The following is a 23,736-nucleotide window of genomic DNA, read 5'->3' as shown; positions in this document are numbered from 1 at the left end:
GAGAGGCAGAAGTGTGGAGACGGAGCTGCTCACGCTCGACGAGCTGACCGAGCGCACCGGGGTGAGCGCGCGCAACGTGCGCTTCTACGCCTCGCGCGGCCTGGTCCCCTCGCCCGTGCGCCGCGGCCGCTCGGGCTACTACGGCCCCGACCACGTCGCGCGGCTCGAGCTCGTCCGCGAGCTCCAGGGCCACGGCTTCACGCTGTCGGCGATCGAGAAGTACGTCGACGCCATCCCCGCCACGGCGACGCCGTCCGACATCGCGCTGCACCTCTCCCTCCTCGCGCCCGTCACCGGCGACCGCGACGTGGACGTGCCCGGCGGCCTGTCCGGGATGGGCATCTCGCCGGAGGCGGCCGCGGCCGTCGCCGAGGTGTACGCCGAGCACGGCCGGCAGGTCGCCGAGGAGCTGTCCGAGATCGTCAGGACCATGGTGTGGCCGCAGTTCCGCGAGCACGGCTACACCGCCGAGCAGCTGCGCGAGTTCATCCACCGGCTCAAGCCGCTCACCATCGCCGGCCTCGTCGCGGCCTACGAGCAGGCGATCGACGAGAGCCAGGCGACCTACGACGGCAGGCGCAAGGCCTGACCGCCCATCCGGGTGACGGAACTGACAGAGAAGGCCGTTCACTGGGACGCTGAGGGGTGCCCTCCCCCGTGACACCCCGCACCGGACGGCGACCCCGATGACCGGAGCCGCGGTCTACTTCCTCTTCGGCCTGTCCCTTCTCCTCGCGATCGTCCTCCCCCAGGCCACCCGCCGGATCGCGCTGTCGCCGCCGATGGTGCTGGTTGGGGTGGGCATGCTGCTCGGGCTGCTGCCGCTCGCGGGCGACGTGAGCCTGGAGCCGCAGGACCACCGTGACCTGGTCACCCACGTCACCGAGTTCACCGTGCTGGTCGCGCTGATGGGCGTCGGCCTCGCGATCGACCGCACGCTCGACCTCCGGAAGCGGGCCTGCTGGCGCGCCTGGTCGCCGGTGTGGCGGCTGCTGCTGGTGGCGATGCCGCTCACCATCCTGGGCGTGGCACTCATCGGGTGGTGGGTGGCCGGGCTCGCGCCCGCCGTCGCCCTGCTGCTGGGCGCCGTCCTCGCCCCGACCGACCCCGTGCTCGCGTCCGACGTCCAGGTCGGGGAGCCCCTGACCGACGACGTCGACGACCCCGAGGACGAGGCGAACCGGCAGCAGGAGGACGACGACATCCGCTTCTCCCTGACCGCCGAGGCCGGCCTCAACGACGGCCTCGCCTTCCCGTTCGTGCACCTCGCGCTCCTGATGATCGCCGGCGGCTTCACCGCGCTCGACGCCGGCACCTGGCTCGGGTGGTACGTCGTCGGCAAGATCGCGCTCGGCGTCCTCGTCGGCCTCGGAGCCGGGTGGTTGCTGGGGCGACAGGCCTTCCACTCCCGCAGCGACAACCTGCGCCTGGCCGACCACGGCGAGCCCCTCCTGGCGCTCGCCGCGCTGCTGGCGGCGTACGGCGGCGCGGAGCTGGTCGGCGGCTACGGCTTCCTCGCGGTCTTCGCGTGCGCCATGCGGCTGCGCGCCTCGCACCGCGGCCACTCCTACCAGCGCGCGATGCACGCCGTCGTCGAGCGCCTCGAGCGGCTGATGACGCTGCTCGTCCTGCTGGTGCTGGGGATGGCGATGACCCAGGGCCTGTTGAAGCACCTCGACTGGCGCGGCGTCCTCATCGCCCTCGCCCTCGTGCTCGTCGTGCGCCCGCTGGCCGGCTGGATCGCGGTGTCCGTCCTGCCCCGTGACGAGCGGAGCGAGGGCGGGCTCGACCGCGGCGAGATGGTGGCGGTCGCCTTCTTCGGCGTCCGCGGCGTCGGCTCGCTCTACTACCTGGCCTACGCCACCAGCCACGAGCACGTGCCCGAGGAGTCGTGGCTGTGGTCGACGGTGGCGTTCACCGTCATCGCGTCGGTGCTGCTGCACGGCATCACCGCGACCCCGGCGATGGCCCGGCTGGACAAGCGTCGCGGACGCATCTCCGCGACGGGATGACTCGCCCGGCTGGACCCTGCTGACAGCATGGGGCCATGATCCGCACCCCACGGCGTTCTTCTCCCCCGCTTCGCTCCTCCGAACAACCCCGCAGGGACCCCGCATGAGCACCGTCCTCGTCACCGGCGCGACAGGCTTCATCGGCCGCCGCCTCGTCCCTGCACTGATCGACGCCGGGCACGAGGTCCGCGCGATGACCCGGCGCCCGGAGGAGTACGACGGCCCCGGCGAGGCCGTCGGCGCCGACGTGATGGACGCCGACTCGCTGCGTCCGGCACTCGAGGGCGTCGACGTCGCGATCTACCTGGTGCACTCCCTCGACGACCCCGACTTCGAGCGCAAGGACGCCGATGCCGCGCGCAACTTCAGCGCCGCGGCGGCTGCGGCCGGCCTGAGCCAGATCGTCTACATGGGCGGCCTCGGCGAGGACGAGGACCAGGAGCTCTCCCCCCACCTGCGCTCGCGCCGCGAGGTCGAGGGGCTGCTCGGCACCGACGGCGTCCCCGTCACGGTCCTGCGGGCTGCGATCGTGGTCGGCCACGGCGGCATCTCGTGGGAGCTCACCCGCCAGCTCGTGAAGAACCTGCCGGCGATGGTCGTGCCCAAGTGGGTCGGGACGCGCACCCAGCCGATCGCCATCGACGACGTCGTCCGCTACCTCGCCGGCGTGGTCGGCAAGCAGGAGGCGCTGGACCGGGTCTTCGAGATCGGCGGTCCCGAGACGCTGACCTACCGCGAGATGCTGCAGGGCGTGGCGCTGGCGATGAACGGCCGCAAGCTCCCGATCGTCGTCCTGCCGCTGCTCACCCCCGGCCTGTCGTCGCGCTGGCTCGCGCTCGTCACCGACGTCGACGTGACGACCGGCCGCAACCTCATCGACTCGATGTCGACCGAGGTCGTCGTGCGCGACACCTCGATCCGCGACGTGGTCCCGGGCGAGCCGCTGACCTACGAGGAGTCCGTACGGCGCGCGCTGGCCGAGCGGGCGGCGTCCGGGAGGTAGCGGCTCAGAACAGGAGCGGCAGCAGGAAGAGCATCGAGAGCGACCACGTGATGTGCGTCAGGATCGGCGCGAGGATGCCGCCGCTGGCCCGTCGCTCGAGGCCGCACACCGCGCCGAGCACGATGGCGGCGAACCCCAGCATCACGTTGCCGGTGGCCAGCGTCGCGACGACGTAGGCGAGCGTCGTCCAGAGGACCGGGTGCCGGGGGATCGCGGCATACATCGCACCCCGGAAGAACAGCTCCTCGGCGATGCCGTTGAAGAAGGTGATGACCGCCAGGACGGTCAGCGAGCCCTCGTCGGCGTACGCCAGGACGGAGCTGACGTAGTCGGCCAGCGGCGGGATCTCGCGCACGATGAGCGACCCGAGCACGAACACCCCGACCAGGATCAGCCCGAGCAGGATCGGCGCGAGGATCGGACGGACGAAGACCTCGTTGCTCCGCGCCATCCGGCCGAGGTGGAGCCGGCCGGACAAGAACGCCCCCGCCGCCCACACCCCCGCGAGCACGACGGCCGCGACGTAGAAGGTGTTGCCGCCCGGCTCGAGGCGCAGCGACCAGCCGAGGACGGCGGCGCCGACGAGCACCACGATCGCCGCGACCACCTGACGCCGGCGGAAGGCGGCGTCGCTGTCGCGCTGGTCGCGCGGGACGACGTCCCACAGCGATCGCTGGATGAAGGTGCGCATGTGGACCAGCCTAGGCAGCAGCCAACAGCTCGCGAACTCGCGGGACGACTTCTTCCCCGTAGAGCCGGATCGACTCGAGGCGCTGCTCGTGCGGGAGGGCGCCGACGGAGTACTTCAGCTGGAAGCGGGAGAGTCCGAGCGTGCGCGCGGCCCACGCGATCTTCTGCGCCACCGTCTCGGGCGAGCCGACGAAGAGGGCACCCGTCGGCGAGGCCGACTGCTCGAACGCGATCCGGCTGTAGGGACCCCAGCCGCGCTCGCGGCCGATGCGGGTCACCAGGTCGGCCTGGTGCGGGTAGAGCTGCTCGCGCGCCTCGTCGTCGGTCGCGGCGACGTGGCCGGGCGAGTGCATGCCGATCGGCAGCTCGGGCAGGCCGAGCTGGCCGAGCGCGTCGCGGTAGAGGTCGGCGAACGGCACGAACGCCGACGGCGAGCCACCGATCACGGCGAGCATCAGCGGCATGCCGTAGCGCGCGGCCCGTACGACGGACTGCGGCGTGCCGCCGACGCCGATCCAGGCGGGCACCTTCCCGGCCGCGGTCGTCGGGTAGACGGGCTGGTCGACGAGGGGCGTGCGGATGCTGCCCTCCCACGACACCGGCCGCTCGTGCTGGAGCGCGGCGAAGAGGTCGAGCTTCTCCTCGAAGAGCCGGTCGTAGTCGCCGAGGTCGAGGCCGAAGAGGCCGAAGGACTCGATGAACGACCCGCGACCGAGCTGCACCTCGGCGCGTCCGTTGCTCACCGCGTCGAGGGTGGCGAAGCGCTCGTAGACCCGGATCGGGTCGTCGGAGGACAGGACGGTGACGCCGGTGCCGAGCCGGATCCGCTCGGTCCGCCCGGCGATCGCCGCGAGCACGACGTCGGGCGCGGAGATCGCGTAGTCCGCGCGGTGGTGCTCGCCGAGGCCGATGTAGTCGATGCCGACGCGGTCCGCGAGCACCGCCTCCGCGACGACCTCGCGGAGGGTCTCGGCATGGTTGGTGGGGGCGCCGTCGAGCGGCGCGTCGCCGAAGGTGTCGAGGCCGAGCGAGATCCGCTCGCGCGTGCCGAGCACGCTGTGGTCGAACTCCTGGACGTCGGTCATGTCATCCTCCGGGTTGGTTGAAGGGTGAACGATCTCGGGCAGGCCTGCATTCCACGCACACGACCGCTGGTCGAGGAGGGTCGTCGGCACACGCACACGACCGCTGGTCGAGGAGGTCGCGCAGCGACCGTCACGAGACCCGGTCAGGTCTCGCGACAGGCGCCAGGGCGCCTTCCTCGACCAGCGGTCGGAGGATGCGGGGGTGCTGCGGTCAGCGGCCGCGCGAGAACGACGCCGCGCTGTGGCCCCCGCCGCTGCGCTGGCCGCCCTGCGAGGACTGGCCGCCGCCACCGGAGCGACGACGACGGTTGCCGCCACCACCCTGGCCGCCGCCGGAGCCGCCCTGGCCGCCCTGGCCGCCGCCGGAGCGACGGCGCTGGCCGCCGCCACCGGTGGCCGAGCCGGACGGGCCGGACGGCTTGCCGGTCTCGCTGGTGTAGGACGCCGGGTTGCCGCGACGCGACTTGCCACCGGTCTGGCCCGTGCTGCGGGCGCGCTTGCGCTGGGCGTTGGCGCCCGTCGAGCGACCGCCGCCACCCGTCGAGGCCGGGGCCTCGATGGTGAGGCCGCCGGGAAGGCTGCGCTCACCGGGGGCGAGCTGGACGAGCACGGGGTGGCTCGGGCCGTTGACCTTGGTGGTGGTCGGCTTGATGCCGGCCAGCCGGGTCAGGTCGCGCACGTCGCGCTGCTGCTCGTCGGTCATCAGGGTGATGACGGTGCCCTCATTGCCGGCGCGGGCCGTACGACCGGAGCGGTGCAGGTAGGCCTTGTGCTCGACCGGCGGGTCGGCGTGCACGACGAGGGCCACGTCGTCGACGTGGATGCCGCGCGCCGCGATGTCGGTCGCGACCAGCGTGGTGGCGGTCCCGGAGTGGAACGCCTCCATGTTGCGGGTGCGGGCGTTCTGCGACAGGTTGCCGTGCAGGTCGACCGTGGGCACGCCGCTCTTGTTGAGCTGGCGGGCGAGCGCCTTGGCGCCGTGCTTGGTGCGGGTGAAGACCACCGTGCGACCGGGCGCGCTGGTCAGGTCGACGAGCACGGGTACGCGCTGCTCGCGACTGAGGTGCAGCACGTGGTGGTGCATGGTCGAGACCGGCGACTGCGCGGAGTCGGCCTCGTGGGTGACGGCGTTGGTCAGGAACCGCTTGACCAGGACGTCGATCGCCTTGTCGAGCGTGGCGGAGAACAGCATCCGCTGGCCCGACTGCGGGGTCTTGTCCATGATCCGACGGACGCCGGGCAGGAAGCCGAGGTCGGCCATGTGGTCGGCCTCGTCGAGGATGGTGATCTCGATCGCCGACAGGTCGGCGTAGCCCTGGCCCATGAGGTCCTCGAGCCGGCCCGGGCAGGCGATGACGATGTCGACGCCCTTCTTGAGCGCGGTCACCTGCGGGTTCTGGCCGACGCCGCCGTAGACGACGACGGACGACAGGCCGGCGGCCTTCGCCAGCGGCTGCAGGGCCGCGTGGATCTGGCCGACGAGCTCGCGGGTCGGCGCCAGGATCAGCGCGCGCGGCTTGCGCGACATGGCCGGCATCTTGCTCGCGTCGAGTCGGGCGACGAGCGGGAGGAGGAAGGCGTACGTCTTGCCGGAGCCGGTGCGGCCACGGCCGAGGACGTCGCGACCGGCGAGGCTGTCGGGCAGCGTCGCGGTCTGGATCGGGGTGGGAGTGGTGATGCCCTGCTGCTCCAGGATCTGGGCAAGCGTCGTGGGCACGCCGAGGTCGGCGAAGTTCATGTGAGTTGCTTTCGGTTGGCGTCTCGCCACCGTGTGCCGCGCTTCTGTGATGTGCGCGATCTACGTGCCTCAAGTGCTGAGGAAGGGTGCCGCCCCAGTGGTGCGAGGGGCAGCTACCTGCGCCCGGGGCAAGACCGGCCGGGCGTCTGAGGTGTCAACGCTAGTGGGACAGGTGGTGTTCCCGCGAATCCGTTGCCGTGTGAGTCCGACCTCAGCCGCCCGGCCGACCCTCATGCGCAGCAGGGCTGCGGCTCCCCGGTGAGGTGCTCGCGGGACTCCTCGACGACGACATCGCCCGGGCCCGTCAGGTCGTCGGTGATCGTGTAGACCTCCCACCGCTCGCCGTCCGGGGTCCCCTGCACCCAGAACTTGTCCTGCTTGGCGTAGCAGCAGGTGGTGTCGCGCTCCTCGGTCGTCGCGAAGCCGGACGCCGCCAGGCGAGTGAGCTCGGCGTCGACGGTGTCGACGTCCGCGACCTCCACGCCGAGGTGGTTGACGCTGCCGCCCTTGCCGGGGTTCTCGATGAGCACGAGCTTGAGCGGCGGCTCGGCCACGGCGAAGTTGGCATAGCCCGGACGGAGCTTGTGCGGCTCGGTGCCGAAGAGCGCGGAGTAGAAGGCGATCGACGTCTCGAGGTCGTCGACGTTGAGGGCGAGCTGCAGGCGGGACATGGTGGTGCTCCATTCATATTGACGGTTGTCGATGTGTTGAGATTGCACCAGACATCGATCTCTGTCAATATTGATTTGTGTCGAAGTCTGCCGCCGGGTCCCAGCTCACCCTCACCCCCGTCGAGACGGCCGCGTGCTGCTCCCCGCTCCTGCGCGAGCCCCTGTCGCTCGAGCGCGCCGAGCAGGTCGTGCCCCTGCTGAAGGCTCTCGCCGACCCGGTGCGCCTCCGGCTGGTCTCGATCGTGGCCGCGAGCGAGGGCGGCGAGGCGTGCGTGTGCGACCTCAACGACTCCTTCGACCTCTCGCAGCCGACGATCAGCCACCACCTCAAGGTGCTGCACGAGGCCGGCATCCTCGACCGGACCAAGCGGGGCGTCTGGGTCTACTACGCCGTACGCCGTGAGGTGCTGGCCGACATCGCCGCGCTCATCGGCGGAAGCGCATGACCCCGGCACTGGTCCCGCGCGTCACCGCAGAGCTGGTCGGGACGATGCTGCTCGTCGCCACCGTGGTCGGCTCCGGCGTGATGGCGACCGAGCTCACCGACGACGTCGCGCTCCAGCTGCTGGCCAACTCCCTGGCGACCGGTGCCGTGCTGGTCGCGCTGATCGTGGCGCTGCAGCCGGTGTCAGCGGCGTTCAACCCGGTCGTGACGCTGGTCGAGGTCGTCCTCCGGGTGGTTCCGGCCGGCACCGCCGCCGCCCTCGTCGTCGCCCAGGTGGTGGGTGGGGCGCTCGGGGCGATCGTCGCGAACCTGATGTTCGACCTGTCCGCGATCGACCTCTCGACGCACGACCGGACCGGGAGCGGGCTGTGGCTCGGCGAGGTCGTCGCCACCGCCGGGCTGGTGCTCGTCATCCTCGGCTGCGTCCGCGCCGGCCGGACCGACGCCATCGCCTGGGCGGTCGCCGGCTGGATCGTGGCGGCGTACTGGTTCACCTCGTCGACGAGCTTCGCCAACCCGGCCGTCACGATCGCGCGCACCCTGTCGGACACCTTCGCCGGGATCAGCCCGGCGTCGGTCCCGATGTTCGTCCTGATGCAGCTCGTCGGGGGCGGCGTCGCCCTCGGCGTGGTGCGCCTGCTCCACCCGACGCCCTCGCCCCTGGAGGCCTCCGATGACTGACCAGCACACCGTCCTCTTCGTCTGCGTGCACAACGCCGGCCGCTCGCAGATGGCCGCCGGCTGGCTGCGCCACCTCGCCGGCGACCGCGTCGAGGTGCTCTCCGCGGGATCGGCACCCAAGGACTCGATCAACCCGGTCGCCGTCGAGGCGATGGCCGAGGTCGGCATCGACATCGCCGGCGAGCAGCCCAAGCTGCTGAGCGACTCGGCGGTCCAGCAGTCCGACGTCGTCGTCACGATGGGCTGCGGCGACGCCTGCCCCTTCTACCCCGGCACCCGCTACGAGGACTGGGCGCTCGACGACCCCGCCGGTCAGGGCATCGAGGCCGTCCGTCCGATCCGCGACGAGATCAAGGCCCGGGTCGAGGCACTGATCGCCTCGCTCTGACTTACGCGCTGTCGCGCCGCACCACTGTGGGCGGTACGACGACCTGCACCGGGTGGCTGGCATCGACGCCGTCCACCCGCTCGAGCAGCATCCGGGTCGCCCGCTCGGCCATCTCCTCGACCGGCTGACGGACCGTGGTGAGGCGCGGGGTCGTCCGCTCCGCGACCCCGAGGTCGTCGAAGCCGACGACGGCGATGTCGTCGGGCACCCGGCGGCCCAGGTCGGCCAGCACCCGGAGGGCGCCCGCGGCCATCAGGTCGGAGGCGACGACGAGGCCGTCGAGGTCGGGGTGCCGTGCCATCAGCGCGCGGGCCGCGGCGACCCCGCTGTCCTCGGTGAAGTCGCCGTGCTCGACGGCGTCGGTCGACAGGCCGGCGTCGGCCATCGCCCGACGCCAGCCGGCGAGGCGGTCGGCGGCGGCCGTCATGTCGGCCGGGCCGGCGATGGTGCCGATGCGGGTGCACCCGCGGGCGATGAGCAGCTCGGTGACCGCGCGCTCGCCCGCGGTGTTGTCGACGTCGACGTAGGCGACCCGGTCGCCGCCGGTCCACGGCCGACCGCCGAAGACGCACGGCAGGCCGCTGTCGGCGAGGTGCTCGGCCAACCGGTCGTCGCGGTGGTGCGAGATGACGATCGCACCGTCGACGTGGCGGGTGGTGAGGTAGCGCAGCGTGCGGGCGGTGTCAGCGCCGGGGCGGGTGAGCAGCAGCACCAGCTGGATGTCGCGCGCGGACAGCACGCGGTTGACGCCGCGCAGGGTCCCGGCGAAGAACGGGTCGGAGAAGACCCGGTCATCGGGCTCGGGCACCAGCACGGCGACGGAGTCCGTACGCCGGGTGACCAGGCTGCGGGCCGCCGGGTTCGGGACGTAGCCGAGCGTCCGCACTGCCGTCTCCACCGCGGACTGCGCGCGGGCACTGACCCGTTGACCGCCGTTGATCGCCCGCGACGCCGTCGCCCGGGAGACACCCGCGACCCGGGCCACCTCGTCGAGGGTCGGCGAACCGGCGGACGGCGGGATGCTCACGCCGCCACGGTAGCTGCCGGAGTCCGCGCTCAGGACCAGCGAAGGACGCCGTCGTCGAGCCTGGCGGTGCGGAGCCTGGCCGCGTCGTAGAGGTAGTTCTGCTTCAGCGCCCACGGCGCCACCGTGCCCTGGCGCGGCAGCGTGTGGACCATCCGCTGGACGTAGCCCGAGTCGAGGTCCATCAGCGGCTCCTCGGCGACCGACTCGTCCCGCACGGGTACGACGCTGCGGGTGCCGGTGGAGCGCAGCCGCTTCAGCACCCGGACGACGTACTCCGCGACGAGGTCGGCCTTGAGCGTCCACGACGCGTTGGTGTAGCCGATCGTGAAGGCGAAGTTGGGCACGCCCGACAGCATCATCGCGCGGTAGGCCATGGTCTCGTGCGGCTTGACCTGCTCGCCGTCGACGGAGAGCTCGGTGCCGCCGAAGACCTGGAGGTTGAGGCCCGTCGCGGTCACGACGACCTCGGCGTCGAGGTGCTCGCCGGAGACGAGCTCGAGGCCGGTCTCGGTGAAGGTCGCGATGCGGTCGGTGACCACCGAGGCGGAGCCGTCCTTGATCGCGGCGAAGAGGTCGCCGTCCGGCACCAGGCACATCCGCTGGTCCCAGGGGTCGTAGGACGGGTTGAAGTGGGTGTCGACCTCGTAGCCCACGGGCAGCTGGGCGACGTTGGTCTTGCGGACCACCTTCCGCACCAGGTCCGGGCGCGCGCGGCTGACCCGGTAGAGCGCCGACTGGAGCACGATGTTCTTCCAGCGGGTCAGGGAGTAGGACCTCTCCTCACCGACCAGCCGGGTGAGGCGTCCCTTGACCGCGTCGTTGCCCGGCACCGAGATGACGTACGTCGGCGAGCGCTGGAGCATCGTCACGTGGCTCGCACCGCTGGCGGCCAGCGCCGGCACCAGGGTCACCGCGGTCGCACCCGAGCCGATGACCACCAGGCGCTTGCCGGTGTGGTCGAGGTCCTCGGGCCAGTGCTGGGGGTGCACGACCTGGCCGCGGAAGCGGTCCCGGCCGGCGATCTCGGGGGTGTAGCCCTCGTCGTAGTCGTAGTAGCCGCTGCACGACCAGAGGAAGTCGGCGGTGATCGTCCGGGTCTCGCCGTCGACCCGGGACGTCACCGTCCACTGCGCGGTCGTCGAGTCCCATGCGGCCGAGGTGACGTGGTGGCCGTAGCGGACGTGCTCGTCGACGCCGTACTCGTGCGCGGTGTCGCGGACGTAGTCGAGGATCGACTGGCCGTCGGCGAGCGCGACGGTGCCGCGCCACGGCCGGAAGCGGTAGCCGAGCGTGTGCATGTCGGAGTCCGAGCGCACACCGGGGTAGCGGAAGAGGTCCCACGTCCCGCCGCTGACCGCGCGGCGCTCGAGGACGGCGTACGACGTCGAGGGCAGGTCCTTGGCCAAGTGGGCCGCCGCGCCGATGCCCGACAACCCCGCCCCGATGATCAGCACGTCGACGTGCTCGGCCTTCGTCATGCCGTCCAATCTAGGCCGCCCGGCCGCCGATGTAACTATGAGTTACACCTCAGCCCCGGGCGTACAGCTCCACGAACCTCGCGAGCAGCCGCACCGGCTCGGTCACCAGCGCCTCGCGCGCGGCGGCCTTGAGCTGCTCCTGCTCGTGGGGCTCGTAGTAGCCGTGGGCGCTGTAGGCGTCGACCCGGTCGCAGAGGGCGACGGCGTCGAGCTCGGGGTGGAACTGGGTCGCGTAGACGTTGAGCCCGAGGCGGAACGCGTGGACCGGGCAGGTGTCGGTCGAGGCCAGCAGGACCGCGCCCTCCGGCAGCCGCGCGACCGCCTCCTTGTGGCCGAGGAAGGCGGCGAACTCGGGCGGCAACGGGCCGAAGAGGGGATCGGCGCGACCCGCCTCGGTCAGCGTGACCGGCAGCGCGCCGATCGGCTCCCCCCAGGTGCGGTCGACGGACCCGCCGCCCAGCCGGCCCAGCACGCCGATGCCGTAGCAGGCGCCGAGGAAGGGGAAGTCCTCCGCGACGACGCGGACGGCGAGGTCGTGCAGGTCGGCCTCGACCCGCCGCTGCGCGGCCGACTTGGTGTCCTCCGGGTCGGACACGTTGAACGGTCCGCCGCCGAGGATGATGCCCGACCACGCGTCGGGGTCGACCTCGCCGAGCGGACCCTGCTCGAGCCGCACCCGCACCAGCTCGTCGGGTCGCAGGCCGCAGCCGGCCAGCACCGCGTCGTACTCCTGCTGGGCGACGGCGTCCTCGGCGCGGGTGCCGAGGAAGAGGAAGGGGCGCACGGGCTCAGGCTTGCACGGCGGCACCGGAGTCGATGAGCGCGTCCACGTCCGTCACGCCCCAGGCGGACAGGGCCTCGCGGGTGTGCTCGCCGGGGAGCGCGGGAGGCGCGTCGAGGGTCGGTGCGGTGCGTGAGAACCGTGGCGCCGGCGCCGGCTGGGTGACGCCGTCGCGCTCGACGAAGGTGCCGCGCGCGGCGAGGTGCGGGTGGTGCGGCGCGTCGGCGAGGGGTACGACGGGCGCGACGCAGGCGTCGGTGCCGGCGAACACCTCGGCCCACTCGGCCTGCGTCCGCTCGCGGAACCTCTCGGTCAGCGCCCGGCGGATGGCGGCATGGTTCGACGGGTCGTCGCGGTCGGGCAGCTCGACGCCGATGCGCTCCACCAGCGCGGACCAGAACTGCGGCTCGAGCGCGCCGACGCTGACGTGCATGCCGTCGGACGTCTCGTACACGTCGTACCAGGGAGTGCCGCCGTCGAGCAGGCCCGCGGCCCGGCGACCCGAGTCGAGTCCCATCGCCGCGAAGCTCGACGCGATGGTGTTGAGGTGGGCGGTGCCGTCGACGATCGCGGCGTCGACCACCTGCCCCTGCCCGCTCGTGCGCGCCTCGAGGAGGGCGGCGAGGATCCCGATGACGAGGTAGGTCGAGCCGCCGCCGAAGTCGCCGAGCAGGTTGCTCGGGAAGTGCGGGCGGTCGCGGTCCTGGCCGAGGCCGTGGAGGGCGCCGGTGATCGAGATGTAGTTCATGTCGTGGCCGGCTGCGGTCGCCCACGGCCCGTCCTGACCCCACCCGGTCATCCGGCCGTAGACCAGCCGCGGGTTGCGGGCCAGGCAGTCGTCCGGACCGAGCCCGAGCCGCTCGGTCGCACCGGGCCGCATCCCCTCGACCAGGACGTCGGCGTGCTCGACGAGCCGCAGCACCGTCTCCACGGCGGCCGGCTGCTTGAGGTCGAGCGCGACGCTCGGGCGGCCGCGGTTGAGCAGGTCGGCCCGGCCGCTGGCGAACATCCCCCCGCCCGGCCGGTCGACGCGGATCACGTCGGCGCCGAGGTCGGCCAGCAGCATGCACGCGTGCGGCCCCGGCCCGATGCCCGCGACCTCCACCACCTTCACGCCCCGCAGCGGCCCGGTGCCCTGGCCCAGCTCGTACGTCATGCGCCCGATCATGACACCAACGCTGTCACGGTCGCGAGGGGTAGTTCAGGGCGACCCGGTCGGCCGAAGGGCGGCGCGACGACCATCTCGCCCTGAACTACCTGGGGAGGAGGATGTGGCCCAGGCCACCTTGCAACTCGTTGCATAGGTGCGCCACACTGCCGGGCATGGCCCTCGAGCACGCCCTCCTCGTCGCGCTCAGCGAGCGACCGGCGAGCGGGCTCGAGCTCACCCGGCGCTTCGAGAGGTCGCTCGGCTTCTTCTGGCACGCGACCCACCAGCAGATCTACCGGGTGCTCGCGCGGATGGAGTCCGACGGCTGGGTGACGGTCGAGGTCGTCGAGCAGGACGGTCGCCCGGACAAGCGGGTCCACACGCCGTCGGCGACCGGCCGCGAGGTGCTCGCCGACTGGCTCGCGAGGCCGATGCCGATGGAGGGCTTCCGCAGCGAGCTGGCGGTCAAGCTCCGCGGGGCGTCGTACGGCGACCGCGCCACGCTGACCGACCACCTGGTCGACCTGCGCGCCGACCACGCGACGCGGCTGGCGCACTACGAGAAGTTCGAGCGCGAGCAGTTCCCCGACCCCACCGCGCTCGACGGCGCGGCGCTCGACCAGTGGCTGGTGCTGCGCGGCGGCCTCCGGCTCGAGCAGTTCTGGATCGACTGGATCACCGAGTACCTGCAGGCCCACGAAGGAGCCCCGAAGTGACGCACCCCCGCTACCCCCACCTCCTCGAGCCGATCACCCTCGGCAGCGGCCCCGACGCACTGACCCTGCGCAACCGGGTCGTGATGGGCTCGATGCACACCGGGCTCGAGGACCACCCGTGGGACATCGACAAGCTCGCGGCGTTCTTCGAGGAGCGCGCCCGCGGCGGCGTCGGCCTGATCATCACCGGCGGGTACGCCCCCACCAAGCGCGGCTGGCTCAAGCCGTTCGCCTCGGAGATGACCAACCGACTGCACGCCAAGCGGCACGAGCGGGTGACCGGCGCGGTGCACGACGCGGGCGGCGCGATCGCGCTGCAGGTGCTGCACGCCGGCCGCTACGGCTACCACCCGCTGTCGCAGAGCGCGTCGGACAAGAAGTCGCCGATCACGCCCTTCAAGCCGAGCGCGATGTCCACCAAGGACGTGGACCACACGGCGACCGCCTTCGCGAAGAGCGTCGCGCTGGCGCGGAAGGCAGGCTACGACGCGGTCGAGATCATGGGCTCCGAGGGCTACCTCATCAACCAGTTCCTCGCCGCCCGGACCAACGACCGCGACGACCAGTGGGGCGGCTCGGCCGCGCGCCGCATGCACTTCCCCGTCGAGGTCGTACGCCGCTCGCGCGAGCTCGTCGGCGACGACTTCCCGATCGTCTACCGGATCTCCCTGCTCGACCTGGTCGAGGGCGGCCAGACGTGGGAGGAGACCGCCGAGCTCGCGCTCCACCTCCAGGCCGCCGGCGTCACGGTCTTCAACACCGGCATCGGCTGGCACGAGGCGCGCGTCCCGACGATCATCACGCAGGTGCCGCGCGGCGCGTGGCGGTCGTACACCGCTCGGCTCAAGCAGGTCGTCGACGTGCCGGTCTGTGCCTCCAACCGGATCAACACCCCCGAGCTCGCCGAGGAGATCCTCGCCGCGGGCGAGGCCGACCTCGTCTCGATGGCGCGGCCGCTGCTGGCCGACGCGGCGTTCGTGGCCAAGGCGATGGACGAGCGCGCCGACGAGATCAACACCTGCATCGCGTGCAACCAGGCCTGCCTCGACCACGTGTTCAGCAACGAGCGAGCCTCCTGCCTGGTCAACCCGCGCGCGTGCCACGAGACCGAGCTCGTCCTGATGCCGACCCTGCGGAAGCAGACGGTGGCCGTCGTCGGCGCCGGTCCGGCCGGCCTGGCCGCGGCCGTCAGCGCGGCCGAGCGCGGCTTCGCGGTCACCCTCTTCGAGAAGTCTCCCGAGCTCGGCGGCCAGTTCCGCCTGGCGATGGCCGTCCCCGGCAAGGAGGACTTCGCCGACACGCTGCGCTACTTCACCCGTCGCCTCGAGGTCCTCGACGTCGACGTACGCCGTTCGACGGAGGCCACCGCCGACGACCTCGCCGGCTTCGACCAGGTGATCGTCTCGACCGGCGTCGAGCCGCGGATGCCCGCGATCCCGGGCATCGACCACCCGTCCGTGGCGTCGTACGCCGACGTGCTGAGCGGTGCCGTCGTCCCCGGCAAGCGCGTCGCGGTGATCGGCGCCGGTGGCATCGGCGTCGACGTCAGTGTCTTCCTCACCCATGAAGAGGAGGACCTCGACGACTGGATGGCCCACTGGGGCGTCGGCGACCCGGCCCTCACCGCCGGCGGGCTGACCGAGGCCAAGCCGCGCACCCCCGCGCGCGAGGTGACACTCGTCCAGCGCAAGACCACGCCGATCGGCATCGGCCTCGGCAAGACGTCGGGTTGGGCGCACCGAGCGGTGCTCAAGCAGTCGAGGGTGACCCAGGTCAGCGGAGCGACCTACGACCGGATCGACGATGAGGGCCTGCACGTCACCGTCGACGGCGAGCGGCGCGTGATCGAGGTCGACACCGTCGTGGTGTGCGCGGGCCAGGAGTCGGTGCGCGGCCTCTACGACGGCCTCGACCGCGACGCCCACCTCATCGGAGGTGCGGACGTCGCGGCCGAGCTCGACGCGAAGCGCGCGATCAAGCAGGGGACCGAGGTCGTGGCGGCGCTCTAGCGCTTCGGCGGGGAGAACATCAGCACGACCATCACGATCGTCCAGACCACGCCCGCGGCGACGAAGATCTTCACGACCGCCGGCACGTCGACGAAGAAGGCCGGGAGCGAGGTCAGGGTGACCACGATCAGGCTCGCCGCGGAGCGCCGGTTGGCCGCCTTGCTGCCCGAGCGCCAGGCGACGACGGCTCGCGTCGAGGTGCGCGTCCGCGACGGTGCGCTCCACGTCGCCGTGCGCGACGACGGTCGGTCGGGCGTCGAGTGGGTGCCGGGTGTCGGGATCTCGTCGATGCGCGAGCGGGCACAGCAGGTCGGCGGCACGCTGCGCGCCTCGGCGACCGGCTCGGGCGGGCTGGTCGAGACGTCCCTCCCGCTCGGTCCGGGCTGAGCGCTACTGCGTCGTCAGCGGCAGGTGCACGTCGACGTCCTTCAGCCGCATCGCGCCGACGATCCGGCTGCCGAACCCGGCGGACATGTCCGAGATCGGCGAGACGGTGAGGAAGAGCGTCTGGCCGGCGGGTACGTCGACCGCGACCGACGGAAGCTCGATGCCGCTCCGTGGCTTGTTGATCGCGATGCCGTTCTCGCGGATCGGCAGCATGTTGTTCTGCACGACCTTCGCGTCGAGCGGGCTGGTGCCGACCGACAGCGCGAGGAAGGCACGGTTGTCGAGGCCGAGGGTGCTGATCGTCGCGTCGAGCGTCGGTGAGCCGGCGACGGTGAGCGGACCCTGCGCGATGGGGTACGCGACCGGCGCGCCGACACCGACGGTGCTGATGACGTCGCCGAGGCGCACGGTCCGCGTCGGGGCGACCGACGGGACCGTGACGCAGCGTCCGCCCGCGGTGGTGAGGTGGTAGCGACCGAACCCGGTGAGCCCGGTCCTCTTCCCCTGGAGGTTCTGCTGGAGGAACCGCAGGCCCAGGTCGGTGAAGGACGGACTGCCCAGCGTCGGCGAGCAGCTGTCGCTCACGGCGAGCGGGATGTCGTAGTTGCTGCCGGCGGGCAGCAGCGACGGCAGCGTGTGGCCGCCGTTGTAGCCGACGAAGATGCTGCGACTGCGGGCCTTGTCGGTGAGCGCGCGCTGGAAGTTCTTCAGCCCCTGGTGCAGCGGGAAGAGGTTGTCGGTCTCGCCCTGGCCGAAGAGCACCGGCACGTCGAGTCGGCGACCCTGCCGCGCGTGCCACTCGGGACCGTTCTTGTCGAGGAAGTCGTGGAGGTAGGTCGGCACGTTGCCCGTCGCGGACGTCTCGGCGAAGCCCTGCAGCACGATCGGCGGCAGCGCGTCGGTCGGCAGCGCCGCCGCCGTGAGGGCCGCAGCCCACTCGGTCCGCGGGACGCCCTGCGGGAAGAGGCTCTCCGTCAGGCTCCACCAGGTGATCTCGGGGACGAGGGCGTCGAACCGCGTCGTGCCGGTGTCGCGGAGCTCGCTGAACGCGCCGACGAACTGGTAGCCGCCGCCGTAGGACCCGCCGATCGCCCCGAGGACGGGGTCGCCCGGCCTCTGCTTCTCCACCCAGTCCTGGGCGGCGACGAGGTCGACGATCCTCTGCACGTCCTTGCCCTCGACGTCGGGGTTCTCGATGTGCGCGTGCCCGCCGCTCTCGCCGAACCCGCGTTGGTCGAAGCTCAGCACGCCGAAGCCGGCGTCGGTCAGGTAGGAGAACGCCGCCGGGTCCGTGGTCCGGCTGCCGCCCCAGCCGTGGCTGTGCAGCACCATCGGCACGGGCGCGGCCTTCGTCGCCGAGGCCGGGCGGAACAGCGTGAAGCAGATCTCGACCGGCGCCGTGGTGCCCGGGTCGGGGACGCTCTCGATGCACCCGTCCGTCGTCGTGACGCCGGCCGCGGAGGCCGCCGGAGCGACGGGCGCGACGAGCAGCGGGCTCGTGGCGGCAGTGACGACGCCGATGACTGCGGCGGTGACGATTCGGTGCATCGCAGGGCCTCCTGGGCGGGACGGGTCTGCTGTACCAACGAGTAACCACGGTCCCGGCTACGGCGCGCGACCACGTACGGTCGAGCTCATGACACCCCTGCTCGGCCTCACCGGTGTGCGGTCGCGGGCCCGCGCGACGACCGATGTCGACGCGCTCGCCGCGCCGAGCGGCCCGCCGCCGACGTGGGCGACGCTCGGCGAGCTCACCTCCCCGCTGGCTGCCGTACGACTCGTCGGTGCGGTCCCGCGGCTGGCGTCGATGCCGCGCGGCGACGGCCACCTCGTGGTCGACATCCCCGGCTGGCAGGCCCCCGAGCTGTCCGGTGCGCCGCTGCGTGCGTACCTCCGGCGCCTGGGGTACGACGCCCGCGGCTGGGGCTTCGGCACCAACACCGGCGACCCGCGGCGCGACGTCGACCGGTTGTCGGCGCGGCTGCTCGACCTGGTCGACGAGACCGGTTCACCCGCGTCGCTGGTCGGCTGGAGCCTCGGCGGCGTGATCGCCCGGGAGGTCGCCCGCCGCCACCCCGAGGCCGTACGCCGGGTCGTCACCTACGGCACGCCGGTGTCCGGTCCGCGGCACACGAGCGTCGCCCGCTTCTTCGGCGCCGGCTCGGGCGACGCGGAGCGGGTCACGCGCCGTCTGGATGCCGAGTCCCCGATCAGCGTGCCGCTGACGGTGATCTTCTCGCGGCGCGACGGCGTCGTGGCGTGGCAGGCCTGCCTCGACCGCTCGACGCCGGGGGTCGAGCACGTCGAGGTCTCCTCGACCCACATCGGGCTGGGCGTCGATCCCGATGTCTGGGCGGTCGTGGCCGAGCGACTGGCCGCGCCGGCGCGATGAGCGACCCCTCCCGAGGGGTGGGCAGGCCGTGTCCTGGAGGCACCTTCGGGGGTTCAATGTCGAGAAGCCCATCCCAGCGGGACGCGCGAAAGGCCCCTCGATGACCCTCACCGCTCCGGCGACGACCACCGCACCGGCGGCCGCCCCCGGCCTCCCCGCCGTCACGTGCGCGCCCTGGTGCGTCGACGGCACCGGCCACACCGACGCACGTTTTCCCGAGGACCAGGTCTGCCGTGGCACGACGGTCGAGGTCGAGCTGACCCGTCGTCCGCTCGTCGAGGTCGCCGACGACGAGTGGCGCCGCGAGACCGTCCACCTCTACCTGCAGCGCCGGCCCGGGCACACGCCGGTCGTCGAGATGTACCGCGGCGAGCTCGGCGAGTCCGTCACCTTCACCCTCGACGAGGCCGACGCGCTGGGCCTCGCGCTCGGGCACGCCGTCCAGCAGGCCAAGGGCTGAGGGACTCAGCCCAGAGGCGGCAGGGTCACGACCTGGCCGGCATAGCTGAGCCCGGCACCGAAGGCGATCAGCAGCGCGGTGTCACCGGCGGCGGCCTCGTCCTGCCGGATCATCGCCTCCATCGCGAGCGGCACCGAGGCCGCCGAGGTGTTGCCCGAGTCGATGACGTCGGTCGCGATGGCGACCGAGTCGGGGAGCCCGATGTTCTTGGCGAGGGTCTGGGTGATCCGGAGGTTGGCCTGGTGCGGGATGAACGCGTCCAGGTCGTCGACCCCGATGCCGGCCAGACCGAGCGCCTCGTGCGCGACCTTCGCCATCGCGAACGGCGCCCATCGGAAGACAGCGGTGCCCTCCATCTGGACGACGGGGTGGTCGGCGGCGGTGTGATCACGCACGCCCATGCAGCTCGGGGTCTGGGTGATGACGTGGGCCTGCGACCCGTCGGAGCCCCAGGCGGTCGGACCGATGCCGGCCTCGGCCGACGGTCCGACGACGACCGCACCGGCGCCGTCGGCGAAGATGAAGGCGGTGCCGCGGTCGGTCGGGTCCATGAAGCGGCTGAGCTGCTCGACACCGACCACCAGCACGTGGGACTCGGCTCCGGCGCGCACCATCGACGCGGCCAGGTTGAGGGCGTGGCAGAAGCCGGCGCAGCCGGCGGAGATGTCGAAGGCCGCCGCCGTGATGCCGAGCGCGGTCGCGACCTGCGGCGCCGACGCGGGCGTGTGCTCGGGGTGCGTGGACGTCGCGACGATGACACAGCCGATCTGGTTCGCGTCGACCCCGGCCGCCGCGAGCGCGCGCTGCGACGCGCTGATCGACATCCCGATCAGGGTCTCGCCCTCGGACGCGAAGCGCCGCGTCCGGATGCCCGACCGCGTCTGGATCCACTCGTCGGAGGAGTCCAGCACCTCGCAGATCTCGTCGTTCGTGACGACCCGCTCGGGCCGGTGGACGCCGAGGCCGAGCATCGCTGCGTGGGTGAGCTCGGCGGTCTGCTGGATGGTCATGGACCGAGCATAGGCAGCCCCGCGACCGGTCTACAGCCCGCCGTCGGGCCGGGTCTGCGGGTCGGTCTGCGGCTCGGGAGCCTCCGGGGCCTGACCGGGGTCGATCGGGTTCACCTGCGGGTCGCCGGACGGCACGATCTGCGGGTCGGACTCGGGCTCCATCGGTGTGGTGGTCATGGTCCAGTCCTACGCCGGGCCCACGGACATCACAACGGCCGGCCCACCCCTTGCGGTGGGCGGCTCAGGCCAGCAACGCGACCGTCCGCTCGTCCTCGCGGCCGTCGTAGAACTTCTCCAGCACCTCGCCGAACACCGCCTCGTCCGGAGCCGCGCGGGCGAAGAGCGTCATCGACGACCGGAGCTTCATCGCGTCGACCGACCCGAGTACCCGCTCGGCGCTGACGCCGTCGAGGTCGAGGAGGGCGCGGCAGCACTCGAGCAGCCGCGGACCGAGGACCTCGTGCCGGACGTACGCCGTCGCCTCGGTGAGGTCGCGGACGGCGTACGCCTGCGACGTCGGGCTCGCGCCCAGCCCGGCCAGCTGCGGGAAGACCCACCACATCCAGTGGCCGGTCTTGCGCCCGGCGCGCAGCTCGCCCAGCGCCCGGTCGTACGTCCCGGCCTGCGCGTCGACGAAGCGGTCGAGGTCCATGCCGTCCACTGTGCCCTAGGTTGGCGTCGTGCCAGAGCCGTCGCGTGCCGCCCAGCTCGGAGCCCTCGTCTTCCTGCTGCGACCGACCTACATCGCGACCGAGGTGGTCACCGCGGCCGCGACCACCGGCGGCTACAGCTTCGTGTCCGACTCGGTGAGCAAGCTCGGCGAGGTCGGCTGCTCGGCGGCGTACTGCTCGCCGCGGCACGAGGTGATGAACGGTTCCTTCATGGCATACGGCGTCCTGCTGGCCGGTGGCGCACTGCTGCTCGCCAGGCCGCTCGGTCCGTGGGTGACCGGCCTGCTGGTGGTGTCGGGCGTGAGCTCGTACGCCACCGGGCTGGCGCCGCTCGACCAGGACGCCACCCTCCACGCGCTCGCCGCGACGCCGCTGTTCGTCGCCCAGCCGCTGGCGCTGCTGCTGCTCGGCTGGCGGGTGCGCGAGGAGCGGCCCCGGCTGTCGAAGGCCCTGCTCGTGACGGGGGCGGTGACCGCTGCGGCCGCCGTCGGCTTCATCGTCTCGGGCGAGGAGCGGGCGGGCGGGGCTCTCGAGCGGCTCGCGCTCTGGCCCGTGCTGTTCGGCCTGGCCGGCTTCGCGTGGACGCAGCGCCCGAGGCTGCGCCGCGGCCGCTAGGGATCAGCGAGGACGCTGGCGACGCTCCTGGACCTTGGCGACCGCGCTCTTGATCTTCGCCTGGTTGTGCGGCTTGCGCGCCTCGTCGTAGACCTTCTTGGCGACCGCGAAGGCCCCTGCCTTCTTCATGAATCCCATGCGCTACACCCTGCCAGCGGCCGCCAAGGGGGCCTTCGGGGCGATTCATCCCAAAGTCGCACATCCGGTGACCCGGGTCACACCGAACCACTGGGCAAGCCGCCGATCCCGACGGCCTTGTCCGACGAAGGGTCCGAACCCATGCGCCTCCCCAGTCTCCGCCGCCCCTCCCCCTCCATGGCGGTCTCGATCATGGCCCTCGTGGTGGCCTCCACCGGAACGTCGTACGCCGCCGGGCTGATCGGCTCCGACGACATCAAGAACAACTCGATCCAGTCCAAGGACGTCAAGGACGGCTCGCTCAAGGGCCGCGACATCAACGGCAACTCGATCGGGTCCAACAAGATCCGCAACGGCTCGCTCAAGGAGCGCGACTTCAAGGACGGCGTCCTCAAGTCCGGGCCTGCAGGTCCTGCCGGTCCCGCCGGCGTCGGTCGCTGGGCGCTCGTCGACGCGACGGGCGCGATCATCGCCCAGTCCGGCGGCTTCTCCGTGACAGCCGGCTACGTGGCCACTCCGGCCGCAGCCAACGGCAACGTCTACATCAACGCCGGCGAGAACCTCAGCAACAACGGGATCATCGCCACCATCGCCCTCCAGAACACCGTCGACCAGAACGGCGACATGGTGATGAACGGCCGCCAGACCGGGCCCGACGCCAACCCGGAGTTCTCCGGCGAGATCGCTGCCGCGATGTGCCAGCCCGGCGTGGTCAACTGCGCGCCCCCCGGCACCGGCAACACCAACCACCTGGTCGTGAGCCCGCGCAACAGCGACGGCAGCTTCACCACCGACGGCACGCGCAAGCGCTTCTACGTGGTCGTGACCGGCGACTCGAGCGACCGCAGCTGACGTCACGTGGGGTGATGACGGCGTCATGCGGAGTGGGTCCTCCCACCCGCTCCGCATGACGTCCCCACCCCTGGCGTGCGGCAGACTGGCGACGTGACTGCGAAGATCTCCGTCGCCGGCCTCGGGTATGTCGGTCTCTCCATGGCCGTCCTGCTGGCCCGCCACAACACCGTCGTCGGGCTCGACCTCGACGCCCCGCGGATCGACCGGCTGCGTCGCGGCGAGAGCCCGATCCACGACGACGACATCTCGCGCTTCCTCGCCGAGGAGGAGCTCGACCTCGCCTTCACCACCGACGCAGAGGTTGCCCACACCGGCGCGGACTTCGTGATCATCGCGACGCCGACCAACTACGACCCGGTGACCAACTACTTCGACACCACCTCGATCGAGGCGGTGATGCGCGACGTCATCCGGATCGCCCCCGACGCGACGATGGTCGTGAAGTCCACCGTGCCCGTCGGCTACGTCCAGGACGTACGCCGTCGGCTCGGCACCGACAACGTCGTGTTCTCCCCCGAGTTCCTCCGCGAGGGCCGGGCACTGCACGACAACCTCCACCCCGCCCGGATCGTCGTGGGCGACCAGACCGAGCAGGCCCGCGCCTTTGCCGACCTGCTGCTCAAGGGCGCGGACGCCGACGACGTACCCGTCCTCTTCACCCAGCCCACCGAGGCCGAGGCGATCAAGCTCTTCGCCAACACCTACCTCGCGATGCGGGTGGCGTACTTCAACGAGCTCGACTCGTTCGCGATGTCGCACGGCCTCGACAGCCGCCACATCATCGACGGCGTCGGGCTCGACCCGCGGATCGGCACGCACTACAACAACCCGTCGTTCGGCTACGGCGGCTACTGCCTGCCCAAGGACACCAAGCAGCTGCTCGCGAACTACTCCGACGTCCCGCAGACGCTGATCTCCGCGATCGTCGAGGCCAACACGACGCGCAAGGACTTCATCGCCTTCGACATCATCGGCCGGGCGCCACGCGTGGTCGGCATCCACCGGCTGATCATGAAGGCCGGCTCGGACAACTTCCGCGAGTCGTCGGTCCAGGGGATCATGAAGCGGATCAAGGCCAAGGGCATCGAGGTCGTGGTCTACGAGCCCGAGCTCGACGCCGACACCTGGTTCGGCTCGGAGGTCACCAGCGACCTCGCCGCCTTCAAGGAGCGCGCCGACCTGATCGTGGCCAACCGGATGGTCGACGAGCTCCGCGACGTCGCCGACAAGGTCTACACACGCGACCTCTTCGGCTCCGACTGATCAGCGGCGACCCACCCCCTCGCTGGTTGAGGTGCGAGGAGCTCCAGCGACGAGCCTCGAAACCTGCGAGC

Annotated in this window: 28 protein-coding genes; 14 read left to right on the top strand and 14 right to left on the bottom strand. The window is 71.9% G+C overall.

Annotated elements, in window-relative coordinates; genetic code table 11:
* Nucleotides 1-13: 13 nt before the first annotated feature.
* The 3 genes from JI751_RS04145 (at nt 14) to JI751_RS04135 (ending at nt 3,015) form a co-directional block, all read left to right on the top strand.
* A complete protein-coding gene (locus JI751_RS04145; protein ID WP_307813812.1) occupies nt 14-589 on the top strand; it encodes a helix-turn-helix domain-containing protein in 576 nt (191 codons plus the stop codon).
* A gap of 97 nt (nt 590-686) precedes the next feature.
* The gene (locus JI751_RS04140) at nt 687-2,012 is read left to right on the top strand and encodes a cation:proton antiporter (protein WP_201933693.1); all 1,326 of its coding nucleotides are present in this window, start codon (nt 687-689) and stop codon (nt 2,010-2,012) included.
* Nucleotides 2,013-2,115: 103 nt separating this feature from the next.
* Nucleotides 2,116-3,015, top strand: a complete 900-nt coding sequence (locus tag JI751_RS04135) for an NAD(P)H-binding protein (protein ID WP_201933687.1) — start codon at nt 2,116-2,118, stop codon at nt 3,013-3,015.
* Nucleotides 3,016-3,019: 4 nt separating this feature from the next.
* Here JI751_RS04135 and JI751_RS04130 read toward each other — a convergent pair whose 3' ends face one another.
* From JI751_RS04130 to JI751_RS04115, 4 genes are all read right to left on the bottom strand, one after another.
* A complete protein-coding gene (locus tag JI751_RS04130) occupies nt 3,020-3,706 on the bottom strand; it encodes a CPBP family intramembrane glutamic endopeptidase (protein ID WP_201933686.1) in 687 nt (228 codons plus the stop codon).
* A 10-nt stretch (nt 3,707-3,716) separates the two neighbouring features.
* On the bottom strand, nt 3,717-4,790 hold the full coding sequence (locus tag JI751_RS04125) for an LLM class flavin-dependent oxidoreductase (RefSeq protein ID WP_201933685.1): 1,074 nt from the start codon (nt 4,788-4,790) through the stop codon (nt 3,717-3,719).
* A gap of 211 nt (nt 4,791-5,001) precedes the next feature.
* On the bottom strand, nt 5,002-6,528 hold the full coding sequence (locus JI751_RS04120; protein WP_201933684.1) for a DEAD/DEAH box helicase: 1,527 nt from the start codon (nt 6,526-6,528) through the stop codon (nt 5,002-5,004).
* Between the two features lie 230 nt (nt 6,529-6,758).
* Nucleotides 6,759-7,199 carry an ArsI/CadI family heavy metal resistance metalloenzyme gene (locus JI751_RS04115; RefSeq protein ID WP_201933682.1) on the bottom strand — a complete coding sequence of 147 codons (441 nt, stop codon included), beginning with the start codon at nt 7,197-7,199 and terminating at the stop codon, nt 6,759-6,761.
* Nucleotides 7,200-7,276: 77 nt separating this feature from the next.
* On the opposite strand from JI751_RS04115, the gene JI751_RS04110 reads away from it, so the two are divergent.
* Genes JI751_RS04110 through JI751_RS04100 form a run of 3 tightly spaced genes read left to right on the top strand, consistent with a single transcriptional unit; the run spans nt 7,277 to nt 8,713 of the window.
* A complete protein-coding gene (locus tag JI751_RS04110) occupies nt 7,277-7,645 on the top strand; it encodes an ArsR/SmtB family transcription factor (RefSeq protein WP_201933680.1) in 369 nt (122 codons plus the stop codon).
* The gene (locus tag JI751_RS04105; protein ID WP_201933678.1) at nt 7,642-8,325 is read left to right on the top strand and encodes an aquaporin; all 684 of its coding nucleotides are present in this window, start codon (nt 7,642-7,644) and stop codon (nt 8,323-8,325) included. The genes JI751_RS04110 and JI751_RS04105 overlap by 4 nt, the downstream gene beginning before the upstream one ends.
* Complete coding sequence (locus tag JI751_RS04100) at nt 8,318-8,713, top strand: arsenate reductase ArsC (RefSeq protein WP_201933676.1); 396 nt, start codon at nt 8,318-8,320, stop codon at nt 8,711-8,713. The genes JI751_RS04105 and JI751_RS04100 overlap by 8 nt, the downstream gene beginning before the upstream one ends.
* Nucleotide 8,714: 1 nt before the next feature.
* On the opposite strand, the gene JI751_RS04095 is transcribed toward JI751_RS04100, so the two are convergent.
* From JI751_RS04095 to JI751_RS04080, 4 genes are read right to left on the bottom strand one after another with little or no spacing between them, the layout of a single operon-like run.
* Nucleotides 8,715-9,740 carry a LacI family DNA-binding transcriptional regulator gene (locus JI751_RS04095; protein WP_307813809.1) on the bottom strand — a complete coding sequence of 342 codons (1,026 nt, stop codon included), beginning with the start codon at nt 9,738-9,740 and terminating at the stop codon, nt 8,715-8,717.
* 29 nt (nt 9,741-9,769) lie between these two features.
* The gene (locus JI751_RS04090) at nt 9,770-11,218 is read right to left on the bottom strand and encodes a flavin-containing monooxygenase (protein WP_201933675.1); all 1,449 of its coding nucleotides are present in this window, start codon (nt 11,216-11,218) and stop codon (nt 9,770-9,772) included.
* Between the two features lie 49 nt (nt 11,219-11,267).
* On the bottom strand, nt 11,268-12,002 hold the full coding sequence (locus JI751_RS04085) for a glutamine amidotransferase (protein WP_201933673.1): 735 nt from the start codon (nt 12,000-12,002) through the stop codon (nt 11,268-11,270).
* A 4-nt stretch (nt 12,003-12,006) separates the two neighbouring features.
* The gene (locus JI751_RS04080; protein ID WP_201933672.1) at nt 12,007-13,155 is read right to left on the bottom strand and encodes a CaiB/BaiF CoA transferase family protein; all 1,149 of its coding nucleotides are present in this window, start codon (nt 13,153-13,155) and stop codon (nt 12,007-12,009) included.
* Nucleotides 13,156-13,322: 167 nt separating this feature from the next.
* Between JI751_RS04080 and JI751_RS04075 the strand changes: the two genes are divergently transcribed.
* Both JI751_RS04075 and JI751_RS04070 read left to right on the top strand, forming a co-directional pair.
* Nucleotides 13,323-13,865 (top strand): PadR family transcriptional regulator, encoded by a 543-nt coding sequence (locus tag JI751_RS04075; protein ID WP_201933669.1) that lies wholly within the window; start codon nt 13,323-13,325, stop codon nt 13,863-13,865.
* Nucleotides 13,862-15,874: an NADPH-dependent 2,4-dienoyl-CoA reductase gene (locus JI751_RS04070; protein WP_201933666.1), complete on the top strand. Its 2,013-nt coding sequence runs from the start codon at nt 13,862-13,864 to the stop codon at nt 15,872-15,874. The genes JI751_RS04075 and JI751_RS04070 overlap by 4 nt, the downstream gene beginning before the upstream one ends.
* On the opposite strand, the gene JI751_RS21410 is transcribed toward JI751_RS04070, so the two are convergent.
* A complete protein-coding gene (locus tag JI751_RS21410) occupies nt 15,871-15,999 on the bottom strand; it encodes a hypothetical protein (RefSeq protein WP_269090348.1) in 129 nt (42 codons plus the stop codon). The two genes, JI751_RS04070 and JI751_RS21410, sit on opposite strands and share 4 nt — an antisense overlap.
* Here JI751_RS21410 and JI751_RS04065 point away from each other — a divergent pair.
* Nucleotides 15,992-16,261 (top strand): sensor histidine kinase, encoded by a 270-nt coding sequence (locus tag JI751_RS04065; RefSeq protein WP_201933663.1) that lies wholly within the window; start codon nt 15,992-15,994, stop codon nt 16,259-16,261. The two genes, JI751_RS21410 and JI751_RS04065, sit on opposite strands and share 8 nt — an antisense overlap.
* A gap of 3 nt (nt 16,262-16,264) precedes the next feature.
* Here the strand turns inward: JI751_RS04065 and JI751_RS04060 are convergent, their stop codons facing one another.
* Entirely contained in the window at nt 16,265-17,809 is a 1,545-nt protein-coding gene (locus tag JI751_RS04060; protein ID WP_201933660.1) for an alpha/beta hydrolase, read from the bottom strand.
* Between the two features lie 88 nt (nt 17,810-17,897).
* Here JI751_RS04060 and JI751_RS04055 point away from each other — a divergent pair, with 88 nt between their 5' ends.
* Together JI751_RS04055 and JI751_RS04050 are read left to right on the top strand one after the other, a co-directional pair.
* A complete protein-coding gene (locus JI751_RS04055) occupies nt 17,898-18,653 on the top strand; it encodes an alpha/beta fold hydrolase (RefSeq protein ID WP_201933657.1) in 756 nt (251 codons plus the stop codon).
* Between the two features lie 100 nt (nt 18,654-18,753).
* Nucleotides 18,754-19,113 (top strand): DUF6907 domain-containing protein, encoded by a 360-nt coding sequence (locus tag JI751_RS04050; RefSeq protein WP_201933655.1) that lies wholly within the window; start codon nt 18,754-18,756, stop codon nt 19,111-19,113.
* Nucleotides 19,114-19,118: 5 nt separating this feature from the next.
* On the opposite strand, the gene JI751_RS04045 is transcribed toward JI751_RS04050, so the two are convergent.
* The 3 genes from JI751_RS04045 to JI751_RS04035 all read right to left on the bottom strand — a co-directional run bounded on the left by JI751_RS04045 (nt 19,119) and on the right by JI751_RS04035 (nt 20,775).
* Nucleotides 19,119-20,123: a beta-ketoacyl-ACP synthase III gene (locus JI751_RS04045; protein ID WP_201933653.1), complete on the bottom strand. Its 1,005-nt coding sequence runs from the start codon at nt 20,121-20,123 to the stop codon at nt 19,119-19,121.
* 30 nt (nt 20,124-20,153) lie between these two features.
* Nucleotides 20,154-20,300: a hypothetical protein gene (locus tag JI751_RS04040; RefSeq protein ID WP_201933651.1), complete on the bottom strand. Its 147-nt coding sequence runs from the start codon at nt 20,298-20,300 to the stop codon at nt 20,154-20,156.
* A 64-nt stretch (nt 20,301-20,364) separates the two neighbouring features.
* Nucleotides 20,365-20,775, bottom strand: coding sequence for a DUF1810 domain-containing protein (locus JI751_RS04035; RefSeq protein ID WP_201933649.1), 411 nt, complete (start codon nt 20,773-20,775; stop codon nt 20,365-20,367).
* 28 nt (nt 20,776-20,803) lie between these two features.
* Between JI751_RS04035 and JI751_RS04030 the strand changes: the two genes are divergently transcribed.
* Nucleotides 20,804-21,409, top strand: coding sequence for a DUF998 domain-containing protein (locus JI751_RS04030; RefSeq protein ID WP_201933648.1), 606 nt, complete (start codon nt 20,804-20,806; stop codon nt 21,407-21,409).
* Between the two features lie 3 nt (nt 21,410-21,412).
* On the opposite strand, the gene JI751_RS21405 is transcribed toward JI751_RS04030, so the two are convergent.
* The gene (locus JI751_RS21405) at nt 21,413-21,547 is read right to left on the bottom strand and encodes a hypothetical protein (RefSeq protein ID WP_269090347.1); all 135 of its coding nucleotides are present in this window, start codon (nt 21,545-21,547) and stop codon (nt 21,413-21,415) included.
* A gap of 141 nt (nt 21,548-21,688) precedes the next feature.
* Here JI751_RS21405 and JI751_RS04025 point away from each other — a divergent pair, with 141 nt between their 5' ends.
* Both JI751_RS04025 and JI751_RS04020 read left to right on the top strand, forming a co-directional pair.
* Nucleotides 21,689-22,399 (top strand): hypothetical protein, encoded by a 711-nt coding sequence (locus JI751_RS04025; RefSeq protein WP_201933647.1) that lies wholly within the window; start codon nt 21,689-21,691, stop codon nt 22,397-22,399.
* Nucleotides 22,400-22,492: 93 nt separating this feature from the next.
* Nucleotides 22,493-23,665, top strand: a complete 1,173-nt coding sequence (locus JI751_RS04020) for a nucleotide sugar dehydrogenase (protein WP_307813806.1) — start codon at nt 22,493-22,495, stop codon at nt 23,663-23,665.
* Nucleotides 23,666-23,736 lie beyond the last annotated feature (71 nt).

Origin of the sequence: Nocardioides baculatus (genome assembly GCF_016735675.1) — a bacterium.
GTDB lineage: Bacteria > Actinomycetota > Actinomycetes > Propionibacteriales > Nocardioidaceae > Nocardioides > Nocardioides baculatus.
This window is presented reverse-complemented; position numbering and strand designations above follow the sequence as displayed.

Coding starts and splice junctions, on each gene's coding strand:
- JI751_RS04140 (WP_201933693.1), top strand. CDS start 687: ATGACCGGAGCCGCGGTCTACTTCCTCTTCGGCCTGTCCCTTCTCCTC.
- JI751_RS04135 (WP_201933687.1), top strand. CDS start 2,116: ATGAGCACCGTCCTCGTCACCGGCGCGACAGGCTTCATCGGCCGCCGC.
- JI751_RS04130 (WP_201933686.1), bottom strand. CDS start 3,706: ATGCGCACCTTCATCCAGCGATCGCTGTGGGACGTCGTCCCGCGCGAC.
- JI751_RS04125 (WP_201933685.1), bottom strand. CDS start 4,790: ATGACCGACGTCCAGGAGTTCGACCACAGCGTGCTCGGCACGCGCGAG.
- JI751_RS04120 (WP_201933684.1), bottom strand. CDS start 6,528: ATGAACTTCGCCGACCTCGGCGTGCCCACGACGCTTGCCCAGATCCTG.
- JI751_RS04115 (WP_201933682.1), bottom strand. CDS start 7,199: ATGTCCCGCCTGCAGCTCGCCCTCAACGTCGACGACCTCGAGACGTCG.
- JI751_RS04105 (WP_201933678.1), top strand. CDS start 7,642: ATGACCCCGGCACTGGTCCCGCGCGTCACCGCAGAGCTGGTCGGGACG.
- JI751_RS04100 (WP_201933676.1), top strand. CDS start 8,318: ATGACTGACCAGCACACCGTCCTCTTCGTCTGCGTGCACAACGCCGGC.
- JI751_RS04090 (WP_201933675.1), bottom strand. CDS start 11,218: ATGACGAAGGCCGAGCACGTCGACGTGCTGATCATCGGGGCGGGGTTG.
- JI751_RS04080 (WP_201933672.1), bottom strand. CDS start 13,155: ATGACGTACGAGCTGGGCCAGGGCACCGGGCCGCTGCGGGGCGTGAAG.
- JI751_RS04075 (WP_201933669.1), top strand. CDS start 13,323: ATGGCCCTCGAGCACGCCCTCCTCGTCGCGCTCAGCGAGCGACCGGCG.
- JI751_RS04060 (WP_201933660.1), bottom strand. CDS start 17,809: ATGCACCGAATCGTCACCGCCGCAGTCATCGGCGTCGTCACTGCCGCC.
- JI751_RS04055 (WP_201933657.1), top strand. CDS start 17,898: ATGACACCCCTGCTCGGCCTCACCGGTGTGCGGTCGCGGGCCCGCGCG.
- JI751_RS04050 (WP_201933655.1), top strand. CDS start 18,754: ATGACCCTCACCGCTCCGGCGACGACCACCGCACCGGCGGCCGCCCCC.
- JI751_RS04045 (WP_201933653.1), bottom strand. CDS start 20,123: ATGACCATCCAGCAGACCGCCGAGCTCACCCACGCAGCGATGCTCGGC.
- JI751_RS04040 (WP_201933651.1), bottom strand. CDS start 20,300: ATGACCACCACACCGATGGAGCCCGAGTCCGACCCGCAGATCGTGCCG.
- JI751_RS04035 (WP_201933649.1), bottom strand. CDS start 20,775: ATGGACCTCGACCGCTTCGTCGACGCGCAGGCCGGGACGTACGACCGG.
- JI751_RS21405 (WP_269090347.1), bottom strand. CDS start 21,547: ATGGGATTCATGAAGAAGGCAGGGGCCTTCGCGGTCGCCAAGAAGGTC.
- JI751_RS04025 (WP_201933647.1), top strand. CDS start 21,689: ATGCGCCTCCCCAGTCTCCGCCGCCCCTCCCCCTCCATGGCGGTCTCG.